Here is a 10,216-nt window from a genome sequence, read left to right as displayed (position 1 = left end):
ATTACTACCATGGCGAGAAAGCAGACGCAGCAGGAAATGGGCCCACTTGGGCCCGGTCACGCTCCGGTGAAGGATCCGATGGCTGGGCTTACCGGTGTTCTGTCCGGCACGTTGATCATGGAAGCGATCACGATCTTGCTCATCCTCACGGTGATCCTCAAGGTAGATGAGGGCGAGCACTGGACCACGTTTAACTGGGTCTACATCACCGTTGTTGGTCTGGCGCACGTGGTGATGGCTGCGTTTCAGCGCAAGCCCGGCGCCCTGTGGATCGACCTGGCGTTGCAGGTTCCACTAATTTTTGGCTTTTTCATCCACTGGTCGGTGACCGCTGTGGGCGTGATCTTCGGCATCGTGTGGTACTTCATCATTCAAATGCGCTCGGAGATGATTCAGCGTATGCGCCACGGTTACCTGGTTACTCAGCACCTGGGGACGTAAGTTCGCGCCGTAGGATTTTGCCTGCTGCGCTTCGGGGGATGGCGTCGACGAAAGTGACCATGCGCACTTTTTTGTAGGGGGTGACGCGCTGCGCAACCCAAGCCATGATGGCGTTGTCGCTCAGCGCTTGTTGCGTGACGACGAACGCCCGTGGCACCTCCTCAACCACCCCGTCCACCGTTCGGCGGTGGCCTGTCACGGCGACGTCGTCGATATCGGGGTGGGTAAGCAGGAGCGCTTCGAGTTCTGCGGGGGCGATTTGGAACCCGTGGTACTTGAACACGTCCTTGGCGCGGTCGATGATGGTGACCGTTTCATCCTCGTTGATCCGGGCGATGTCGCCGGTGTGCAGCCAACCGTCCCGGATGGCGTTTGCGGTGGCAGCCGGGTTGTCCAAGTAGCCACGCATGAGTTGGGGCCCGCGCACAAGGAGTTCGTTGTCCTCGCTGAGGCGGAACTCGGTGTTGGGGATGGCGAACCCGATCGTGCCTGGGTCTGACTTGCCGGAGATGCCGACGTGGGTCACGGGTGCGGATTCGGTCGTGCCGTAGCCTTGGAGGATTTCAACGCCGATGTGGCGCTCGACTTTGCGCGCCAGGTTCGTATCCAGCGATGCCGCGCCGCACACCAAAAAACGGGTGGTGGCGAAATCTTCAGGGGTGGGGTGGTTGGACAACGCGAGTGCAAGCGGGGGAGCGATGTAGGACACATCGATTGCGCGGCCGCGGTGGGCAGCGGTGAACTCAGCAAGGTTGAAGCGGGCCGCGGTGGTGACGTGTCGGCGTGCGGTCAGCGACGACAACAGCAGTGTGTTGAGCCCATAGATGTGTGAAAACGGCAGGGGGGCGATCACACCACCGCCCCGGCCGATGCCGCTTGCAGCCAGTGCTGCGTTGAACTGGGCGGCGTTGGCGGTGATCGCGACGTGGGTTAACTCCACGCCTTTCGGCAGGCCTGTGGTGCCGGAGGAAAACGGAATCACCGCAACGTCGTCAGCGCTTCCGACGGGGTCGAACTCGCCGGGGCGGATGTCCTCGGCGGTGACGCGGTCAGTGGTGTGGGCGAGGGTTGCGAGGTGGTTCGCTTCGTCGTCGATAAGCGAATGCCCAATGACGCACACACGTGCGCCAGTCGCGGATACGCCGAGGAGGCCCGCGGCGAAGTTGATGGAGTTCGGCATGCGCAGCTCGACGACGCTGCCCGGGCCCACGCCGCGCGCGGCGAGCGAGGCCGCAGTGCCGAGCGCCAACGCACGCAACTGCGGGTACGTGACTGTGCGGCCAGTGTCGATCTCCGTAATTGCGGGGGTATCCGGCAGCGCCTCTTCACCCGCCGCAAAGACAGACGCGAACAGGGTTGTCCCCGGTAGATCAATATCCGGAAGTGGGCTGCGGTGACACATGGGGGCAAGACTACGGCATAGCCAAGACGTGCAACACGTGTCGGGTTGGGTAAGATTGCGAGCCATGACTGAACGTACTCTGATCCTGATCAAGCCGGACGGCGTGGCAAACGGCCACGTCGGCGAAATCATTTCCCGCATCGAGCGCAAGGGCCTGAAGCTCGTCGAGCTCGACCTGCGCACCGCTGACCGCGAGACCGCTGAGAAGCACTACGCAGAGCACAAGGACAAGCCGTTCTTCGGCGATCTGGTCGACTTCATCACCTCCGCTCCGCTGGTGGCTGGCATCGTCGAGGGCGAGCGCGCCATCGAGGCGTGGCGTCAGCTCGCTGGCGGCACTGACCCGGTGTCCAAGGCAACCCCTGGCACCATTCGCGGCGACTTCGCCCTGACCGTTGGTGAGAACGTCGTGCACGGCTCTGACTCTCCGGAGTCCGCTGAGCGCGAGATCGCTATCTGGTTCCCGAACCTCTAAGCGGTAAGTCCGCTTCCCGGCACCGTGCCCCGTGTGAGGGGCGCAGGTGCCGTTTTCGTTTCTACGAAGCGAAACTCTATGATTTTCTACGGCTTTTATTGGATTTAAAGAAATCGCATGTCTACACGATGCGATGGAGGGTAGATGGCAACGTCATCACGGTCCGAGCAGGCGCGCGCGATTGAAAAGCGCGCAGCAATTCTTCACGCAGCAACTGAATTGCTGCTCAACGAGGGGCTCCGCGGCGTGACCCACCGGCAGGTGGCCGCCGAAGCAAAAGTGCCGGTCGGGTCGATCGGTTACTACTATTCCACGCGCGAAAAGCTCGTGGTCACATGCCTGGATCAGCTTTTTGAGTCCCGCCGTAAGGTGTTCCACGAGATCATGGGGGGCAGCGTCGACCTGAAGGACCCTGTGCAGTTCGCTGAAGCGGTTGTCAATGTCATCTCGTGCGCACAAGCAGAGCGCGTACGCCAGACGGTCTATGCTTTCGTTGATTCCGAACGCGAGCCGGGCGAAGTGCAGGCGTTTTCCTCCGCTGGTCTTGAGGAGCTCAAGGGCATGGTGACCAAAATGATGGAACAGCATGGTGTGGACGGTCTGAACTCCACCCGTGTTGTCCAGGTAGCCGTCGGTGCTGCGGTGACCGAAAACCACCGCGACGCCCCGGTTTCTGCGGTGATTGATCTCCTGCGTGTCGCCGAGCAGTAGCGTCGCGTATCTGTGGCACGAAAGTTGTGCAAGAATGAGTCTCAGGCGACGAGCAAGGATGACTCGGAGCTGAGAAACTTTTGCATACCCGTGGCACACGATGTTCCGCGCGGCTGCTCGGTAGTCTTGCCGGCGCCCGGACATGACGGTTGGCCACGGCAGGAACACTGGAGCGTGCCGCTTTGGCTAAAAATAAATCAAACCGTTTCGCCGATTTTGACCGCTCGGCGCTGTCGGAAAAGACCAGGGTGTTCAACCTGGCGAAAATGCTTGATGTCCCATCGAAGGACTTGGTTGTCGCACTCGCAGACTTAGGTCTGGTGAAGGTTGCGCAGTCCACGCTGACGAAGGCGGAAGCAGACATGCTTCTCGACGCCTTGGCGGCAGGTGCCAGCACCACATCCGACCCTGAGCGCGATAAAGAGGCGGATGAGAAGATCCGTAACCGCGTGCGCAAGGACGTGGAAAACGAGATCCACCAGATCGAAGAAAAGGTCGAGGCGGAACTGCAGACTGCCGAAGAACCGGCCGAGGAGCCTGCCGAAGAACCAGCGGAGGAACCGGCTGAGGAACCGCTCACCGACATCGAGCCCGAGATCACCCCGGCGCCGCAGGAAGATCCGGAAGAGGATCGCATCCCCGCTACTCACGCGCCGCTGTTTAAGGCACCGACGCGTTCGGAACGCCGCCGCGCCACCCGCAAGGCGAAGCCGGCCGAGGACACCGCCCCGCAGAAGCAGCAGGTAGACGAGCCACTCGAAGATGACCGGGTAGAGGATTCGGGTGAGGGTGTCGTCGATACGCACAGCGAGATCGACGAGCCTGTGGCGATCAAGGGGTCGTCTCGTCTGGAGGCGCAGCGCCGTCGTCGCTCGGAGCGCCGCGAGGAACACCGCAAGCGCTCCCGCATTGTGAGCCAGGCGGAGTTCTTGGCGCGCCGCGAATCGGTCGAGCGCCACATGGTCGTGCGTGAACGGGAGCGCCACGACGGGCAGGGGCGGATCACGCAGGTTGGTGTGCTTGAAGACGGCATGCTCGTCGAGCACTTTGTCACCTCCGATGCGCAGGCCTCGATGATTGGCAACATCTACCTGGGACGTGTGCAAAACGTGCTGCCGAGTATGGAAGCTGCCTTCATCGACATCGGGCAGGGCCGCAACGGTGTGCTCTACGCCAGCGAGGTGGATTGGAAGTCTGCCGGCCTCGGTGGGCGTTCGCGCCGCATCGAGCATGCGCTGAAGTCCGGCGACCAAGTCCTGGTGCAGGTGACTAAGGATCCGATCGGGCACAAGGGTGCACGGTTGAGTACCCAGATTTCGCTCGCGGGCCGCTACCTCGTCTACGTCCCGGGTGGGCGCAGCGCAGGTATCTCCCGCAAGTTGCCTACCCCGGAGCGCAAGCGCCTCAAGCAGATCCTTGCGGACGTGGTGCCGGGCAAGGGCGGTGCCATCATCCGCACCGCCGCAGAGGGCGTCAGCGAGGAAGCGATTGCTGCGGACGTGAACCGTCTCCACAACCAGTGGACCTCGATCCAAAAACGTGCCGAGGAGGAGAAAAACTCCAAGGGTGCCAAGCCGGTGACCCTCTACGAAGAGCCGAACCTGCTGGTCAAGGTTGTGCGCGACCTGTTCAATGAGGACTTCACCTCCCTGATCGTGGATGGCCGGAAGCCCTGGAACACCGTGCACGCGTACGTGCAGTCGGTTGCGCCGGATCTGCTGGACCGGTTGGAGAAGTTCGACCGCAACGCACACGACGGCAAGGATGCGTTCGAGGAATACCGCGTCGACGAACAGATCTCCAAGGCACTGTCGCGCACCGTGTGGCTGCCGTCGGGCGGCACGTTGGTCATTGACCGCACTGAGGCGATGACGGTGATCGACGTCAACACCGGCAAGTTCACCGGCTCCGGTGGCTCGCTGGAGGAGACGGTCACCTCGAACAACCTCGAGGCGGCTGAGGAGATCGTGCGTCAGATTCGCCTGCGTGACATTGGCGGCATGATCATCATCGACTTCATCGACATGATCCTGCCGGAAAACCAGGACCTCGTGCTGCGCCGTCTCAACGAGGCGCTGGGCCGCGACCGCACGCGCCACCAGGTCTCTGAGGTGACCTCGCTGGGCCTGGTGCAGTTGACTCGCAAACGCCTGGGCACCGGCCTGCTGGAGACGTTCTCCAAGCCGTGCGAGTGCTGTGACGGCCGCGGTGTTGTGCTCACCGAGGACCCCGTCGAGGCCGAGGAGAGGAAGCCCGAGCGCCCTGCTCGCAAGTCGCGCGAGTCGAAGCAGCCTCAGCGCAAGCCGCAGCAGAAGCAGCCGCTTGACGACGACCACATGGACGAACTGCTCGACTCCATCTTCTCCTCTGACAAATCTGCAAACGGCTCCGCTGAGGAGCCGACTGAAGAGTCGGCTGGCGAAGAGAAGCCGCGCCAGACCCGCCGTCGCGGGCGCCGTGGCGGCAGCCGTGGCCGCGGCCGCTCCGACGCCCCGAAGCGTGGTGAGCAGCGCACTGAGCAGCGTGATGGGCAGCGTGACAGCGCCACCACCCTGGAGCGCGGCGAGCGGTCCGACAAGCCGGCGCAGCCAGAGAAGCCGACCCAGACGTACGAGGAAGCGGTTGAGGAGTTCGAGGCCTCGCCGCGCCGCAAGCGTCGCACGCGCGGCAACTCCCGATCCGATCACAGGCCGCGCCGGGAAGACTTCGAGCAGGAGTCGCAAGCGCAGCAGGAACAGCAGGTACAGCAGGAAGAAAAGACCCCGAAGCGCAGTGCGTCTCGTAAATCGAGGAGCGCAGAAGCAGGGGCAACCGTGCAGGTGACGACGAAGACGAACCGTCGTGGTCGCCGTCGTGTTGTCCGCAAGTCGGCAACCTCTGCGCCGGTGCGTCAGCACGTCGCAGCGGATCCGGAGGACAAGCCGGTGAAGAAGGAGACTCGTCGACAAGCGCCTGCTGCACGACGTGGCCGCCGCCGTGCTACCCGACGTGGTGGCGGGCGCGGTTTGGAGTAACGCGTAGGGGCGGTGTAGTCTTTGGCAGTCGCTGTTTTGGGGCGTGCCGCCTCGTTGCCTTTGCATGCGGGCACGGCTGGCCACGTTAGGCCCTAAAACGCTTAAGTTGTTCCATTCCGACCTCGTTGCATGCCGGGGTTGGGCGAGTAGAGATAAGGGGTAACCCTCTATGTACGCGATCGTCAAGACCGGCGGCAAGCAGTACAAGGTTGCCGAAGGCGACCTCGTCAAGGTCGAGAAGCTTGAGGGTGAAGCAGGCGACAAGGTCGAACTCACCCCGGTCCTTCTCGTTGATGGCGCAAACGTCACCTCCGGTGCCGACGCTCTGTCCAAGGCAAAGGTCTCTGCGGAGATCGTTGAGCAGGGCAAGGGCAAGAAGGTCAAGATTCTGAAGTACAAGAACAAGACCGGCTACAAGGTCCGTCAGGGTCACCGCCAGCCGCTGACCACCGTCAAGATCACTGGCATCAAGTAACCAACTAGGAGAGATTGAACTATGGCAACCAAGAAGGGTGCATCCAGCTCCTCGAACGGTCGTGACTCTGAGTCGAAGCGCCTCGGCGTGAAGCGCTTCGGTGGCCAGCAGGTCAAGGCCGGCGAGATCATCGTCCGCCAGCGCGGCACCAAGTTCCACCCGGGCGACAACGTCGGCCGTGGCGGCGACGACACGCTGTTCGCACTGGCCTCCGGCTCCGTGCAGTTCGGCATCAAGCGCAAGCGTCGCATCGTCAACATCATCCCGGCTGACGGCCAGGGTGTTGCTTCCGAGGTCCTCGAGCAGGCTGAGGCAGCAGGCGTTGTTGAGGAAGGCACCGCAACCGCATAAGTGCGTGTAACGCTTTGGCGTCGCAGGTCCCGTGCATTCGGGCTTGCGGCGCTTTTTGCATATCATCGTCCGTGTTACAGAAAGGCGGAAAACAACCATGGCTCAATTCGTTGACCGTGCCACCCTGCACCTCCAAGCCGGCGATGGTGGCCACGGCTGTGTGTCCGTCCACCGCGAAAAGTTCAAACCCCTCGGCGGTCCGGACGGTGGCAACGGCGGCCACGGTGGCGACATCATCCTTGAGGTTTCCACACAGGTCCACACCCTGCTGGATTTCCAATACCGCCCGCATGTGAAGGCGAAGCGTGGTGGCAACGGCGCGGGTGATTGGCGCAACGGTGCACGCGGCGAGGATCTCGTGCTCGAGGTGCCGGTCGGCACCGTTGTGCGCAGCGAAGAGGGCGAGGTGCTCGCAGACCTCACCGTGCCTGGCACCCGCTTCATCGCTGCAGAAGGCGGTTTCGGTGGGCTGGGCAATGCTGCGCTGGCTACCGCCAAGCGCAAGGCACCGGGCTTCGCGCTCAAGGGTGAACCGGGCCAAGCGCTGGACCTGATCCTGGAACTGAAGTCCATGGCTGATGTGGGCCTGGTGGGTTTCCCGTCGGCGGGGAAGTCGTCGTTAATTGCAGTGCTCTCCGCGGCAAAGCCGAAAATTGCGGACTACCCCTTTACCACGCTCGCGCCGAACCTGGGTGTGGTCAACGTTGGCCATGACACGTTCACCATCGCCGATGTGCCCGGGCTGATCCCGGGGGCAAGCCAGGGCAAGGGGCTTGGTCTGGACTTCCTGCGTCACATCGAGCGCACCGCCGTGTTGGCCCACATCGTGGATGTGGCCACGATGGAGCCGGGGCGCGACCCGATCTCCGACATCGAGGCGCTGGAGCACGAATTGGATACCTACGCCGAGGCGTTGGATATGGACACCGGCCTGGGCGATCTGCGCGAGCGTCCCCGCATTGTGGTGCTGAACAAGATGGACGTGCCGGAGGCTAAGGAGCTCGCGGAGTTCCTCAAGGACGACATCGAGGAGAAGTTCGGCTGGCCGATCTACATGATTTCCACCGCCACCCGCGAAGGTCTTGATGAGCTGAAGTGGGCGATGTGGGAGATCGTCAAGAAGGCCCGCAAGGCTCGCCCGAAGCCAGAGCGCACCGCTGAGGCTGAGGTGATCCGTCCGCGCGCCGTGGGTCGTTCCAACCGTGGCGGCATCGAGGTCACCCGCGACCCGATGTACCCGGAGGGTTGGCTGGTTACCGGTGAGAAGGCTGAGCGTTGGATCCGCCAGACCGACTTTGAAAACGACGAGGCCATCGGCTACCTCTCTGACCGTCTGAACAAAGCTGGCGTGGAGGAAATGCTGCGCAAGCTCGGCGCGGAAGAGGGCGATACGGTCACGATTGGTGAGATCTCCTTCGACTGGGAGCCATCGATCGGTGGCGACCCGACCCTTGCCGGCCGTGGCCAGGACGCGCGTCTTGGTGGCACCGACCGTGTGTCCTCGGCGGAGCGCAAGCGTGCATCGCAGGCTCGTCGTGGCCTGATCGACGAGTACGACTACGGCACCGGCGAAGAGGCCGATCGCGAGCGCTGGCAGGGATAGGGATGTCGGGTCTTCGCAGCCAGATCGCGTCCGCACGTCGCATTGTGGTGAAGCTAGGCACCAGTTCGCTTGTCGACGACACCGGGCAGGTATCCCCAGCAAAAATCGACCGCATCGTCGACGCCATCGAAGGACGCATCGCTCGTGGCACGGATGTGGTCGTGGTGTCCTCGGGTGCGATCGCCGCCGGCATGGTCCCGCTTGGGCTGAAGAAGCGCCCGCGTGATTTGGCGACAAAGCAGGCCGCAGCCTCGGTCGGCCAGATTCACCTCGCGCAGGTGTGGGGTGCCTCGTTTGCGCGCTACGGCCGCGCCACCGGCCAGGTGCTGCTCACCCAGTCCGATGCCGGTTCGCGTGAGCGGGCCCGCAACGCGCAGCGCACCCTGGAGCGGCTGCGTCAGATGGGGGCGGTGCCGATCGTCAACGAAAACGACACGGTGGCCACCTCCGAGATGCGGTTTGGTGATAATGATCGATTGTCGGCGATCGTCGCTACGCTGATCGCCGCGGACGCGCTGGTGCTGCTCTCTGATGTGGATGCGCTCTACGACCGCAATCCGGCCGAGCCCGGGGCAGTGCGTGTCGACGAAGTCCGAACCGGCAAGGACCTCGAAGCCGTCCAAGCCGGCGACGGTGGCGTTTTCGGCACTGGTGGCATGGCCGCGAAGGTGTCGGCGGCTCGCCTGGCTGCACGTGGCGGCGTGCCGGTGCTGCTCACTGCAACGGAGAACATCGACGCCGCGCTCGACCACGGACAGGTGGGCACCGTGTTCCACACACGCCCGGGCCGGAAACTGTCGGCATGGAAGTTCTGGGCGCTCTATGCAGCAGACGCGGAAGGTGTGCTGCGCCTGGACGAAGGCGCGGTCGAGGCCGTGACCCGTGGCGGCACAAGCCTGTTGGCGGTGGGGATCACCGGGATCGAAGGCGAGTTCCACGCGGGCGACATCGTGGAGATCCTCGGGCCGGATTCAGAAGCTATCGGCCGCGGGGAAGTGGCGTACGACGCCGCCGAACTCGCCGGGATGCTGGGGCACCACTCTGATGAGTTGCCCGAACACCAGCGCCGCCCAGTCGTCCACGCGGACTACCTGAGCAACTACGCGTCCAGGTTGTAGTCCAGGCTGTAGGCGTTAGCGGAACAGTTCGGTGGGCATACGCCAGATCTTCTGGCCCAGCGGGGTGATTCGGGTTTCGGGTTTGATCTTCATTAGGAAGTTCTCGTCGCTAGCTGTGCGTGGCAGGTATGCGAATCCCGGAAGGCTCGTTAGGCCTACGACAGGTGGGTAGGACGGGTCGTAGTCGATAACCACGTCGAATTGGAGCAGGCGCTTGATGAGTCCGTTGGCTCGTTCGCGGGACTCGTTCGTCAGTTTCCCGGGCGCGACCATTTCGTGTCCGATGAGACGGAATGCGACGAAGGTGGCGTTTTTGGTGAGGGTGGGATCGACGTCCCAGGGCAGGTTCTCTTGGACGGTGGTGATTGGAGAGGTGTAGCCGGCTTGTTTTGCCAGTTGATGAATGTACTGGCGGGAAACGTTGTACTCACGGGCGATTTCTACCTGGCGGTAGCCGTTTTCCATCATGTAGATCACGAGCTCGGGTGAGAGGGGAGTTGTCATAGGCAATGCACTTTCTTCTACAGGTGTCGGGGAAACACTACAGGTCCTATAGGTGTGATCACATGAGTTTTCTTGAGGAATTCTTGACGGGCACTGTTAACTTCCTTACAGGGGTGGCGCCT

10 protein-coding genes are annotated in these 10,216 nt (G+C 62.8%); 8 read left to right on the top strand and 2 right to left on the bottom strand.

Annotation, left to right across the window (positions count from 1 at the left end; genetic code table 11):
* Positions 1-9 precede the first annotated feature (9 nt).
* The gene (locus HMPREF2734_RS04720; RefSeq protein ID WP_070421304.1) at positions 10-441 is read left to right on the top strand and encodes a DUF4233 domain-containing protein; all 432 of its coding nucleotides are present in this window, start codon (positions 10-12) and stop codon (positions 439-441) included.
* Here the strand turns inward: HMPREF2734_RS04720 and HMPREF2734_RS04715 are convergent.
* Positions 419-1,843, bottom strand: coding sequence for an AMP-binding protein (locus tag HMPREF2734_RS04715; protein WP_070569654.1), 1,425 nt, complete (start codon positions 1,841-1,843; stop codon positions 419-421). The genes HMPREF2734_RS04720 and HMPREF2734_RS04715 overlap by 23 nt on opposite strands.
* A 64-nt stretch (positions 1,844-1,907) precedes the next feature.
* Here HMPREF2734_RS04715 and ndk point away from each other — a divergent pair, with 64 nt between their 5' ends.
* From ndk to proB, 7 genes are all read left to right on the top strand, one after another.
* Positions 1,908-2,318: a nucleoside-diphosphate kinase gene (ndk, locus tag HMPREF2734_RS04710; protein WP_070421306.1), complete on the top strand. Its 411-nt coding sequence runs from the start codon at positions 1,908-1,910 to the stop codon at positions 2,316-2,318.
* Between the two features lie 144 nt (positions 2,319-2,462).
* The gene (locus HMPREF2734_RS04705; RefSeq protein WP_070421307.1) at positions 2,463-3,029 is read left to right on the top strand and encodes a TetR/AcrR family transcriptional regulator; all 567 of its coding nucleotides are present in this window, start codon (positions 2,463-2,465) and stop codon (positions 3,027-3,029) included.
* A 182-nt stretch (positions 3,030-3,211) separates the two neighbouring features.
* Positions 3,212-6,043 carry a translation initiation factor IF-2 N-terminal domain-containing protein gene (locus tag HMPREF2734_RS04700; protein ID WP_083308084.1) on the top strand — a complete coding sequence of 944 codons (2,832 nt, stop codon included), beginning with the start codon at positions 3,212-3,214 and terminating at the stop codon, positions 6,041-6,043.
* Positions 6,044-6,212: 169 nt separating this feature from the next.
* The gene (gene rplU / locus HMPREF2734_RS04695; RefSeq protein WP_070421308.1) at positions 6,213-6,518 is read left to right on the top strand and encodes a 50S ribosomal protein L21; all 306 of its coding nucleotides are present in this window, start codon (positions 6,213-6,215) and stop codon (positions 6,516-6,518) included.
* Between the two features lie 21 nt (positions 6,519-6,539).
* Complete coding sequence (gene rpmA / locus HMPREF2734_RS04690) at positions 6,540-6,869, top strand: 50S ribosomal protein L27 (protein WP_070484886.1); 330 nt, start codon at positions 6,540-6,542, stop codon at positions 6,867-6,869.
* Positions 6,870-6,966: 97 nt separating this feature from the next.
* Positions 6,967-8,472 carry a GTPase ObgE gene (gene obgE / locus HMPREF2734_RS04685; protein ID WP_070453657.1) on the top strand — a complete coding sequence of 502 codons (1,506 nt, stop codon included), beginning with the start codon at positions 6,967-6,969 and terminating at the stop codon, positions 8,470-8,472.
* 2 nt (positions 8,473-8,474) lie between these two features.
* Complete coding sequence (proB, locus tag HMPREF2734_RS04680) at positions 8,475-9,590, top strand: glutamate 5-kinase (RefSeq protein ID WP_070569653.1); 1,116 nt, start codon at positions 8,475-8,477, stop codon at positions 9,588-9,590.
* Between the two features lie 15 nt (positions 9,591-9,605).
* Here proB and HMPREF2734_RS04675 read toward each other — a convergent pair whose 3' ends face one another.
* Entirely contained in the window at positions 9,606-10,094 is a 489-nt protein-coding gene (locus HMPREF2734_RS04675) for a hypothetical protein (protein ID WP_070569651.1), read from the bottom strand.
* Positions 10,095-10,216: the final 122 nt, after the last annotated feature.

The organism is Corynebacterium sp. HMSC055D05 (genome assembly GCF_001810365.1).
In the GTDB taxonomy this organism is placed as follows: domain Bacteria; phylum Actinomycetota; class Actinomycetes; order Mycobacteriales; family Mycobacteriaceae; genus Corynebacterium; species Corynebacterium coyleae.
Note: the sequence above shows the minus strand (reverse complement) of the source record. Positions and strands in the feature narration are given on the sequence as shown.

Bases quoted from the DNA above. Each gene is read 5' to 3' on its own strand.
- HMPREF2734_RS04720 (WP_070421304.1), top strand. From the start codon at position 10: ATGGCGAGAAAGCAGACGCAGCAGGAAATGGGCCCACTTGGGCCCGGT.
- HMPREF2734_RS04715 (WP_070569654.1), bottom strand. From the start codon at position 1,843: ATGTGTCACCGCAGCCCACTTCCGGATATTGATCTACCGGGGACAACC.
- ndk (WP_070421306.1), top strand. From the start codon at position 1,908: ATGACTGAACGTACTCTGATCCTGATCAAGCCGGACGGCGTGGCAAAC.
- HMPREF2734_RS04705 (WP_070421307.1), top strand. From the start codon at position 2,463: ATGGCAACGTCATCACGGTCCGAGCAGGCGCGCGCGATTGAAAAGCGC.
- rplU (WP_070421308.1), top strand. From the start codon at position 6,213: ATGTACGCGATCGTCAAGACCGGCGGCAAGCAGTACAAGGTTGCCGAA.
- rpmA (WP_070484886.1), top strand. From the start codon at position 6,540: ATGGCAACCAAGAAGGGTGCATCCAGCTCCTCGAACGGTCGTGACTCT.
- obgE (WP_070453657.1), top strand. From the start codon at position 6,967: ATGGCTCAATTCGTTGACCGTGCCACCCTGCACCTCCAAGCCGGCGAT.
- proB (WP_070569653.1), top strand. From the start codon at position 8,475: ATGTCGGGTCTTCGCAGCCAGATCGCGTCCGCACGTCGCATTGTGGTG.
- HMPREF2734_RS04675 (WP_070569651.1), bottom strand. From the start codon at position 10,094: ATGACAACTCCCCTCTCACCCGAGCTCGTGATCTACATGATGGAAAAC.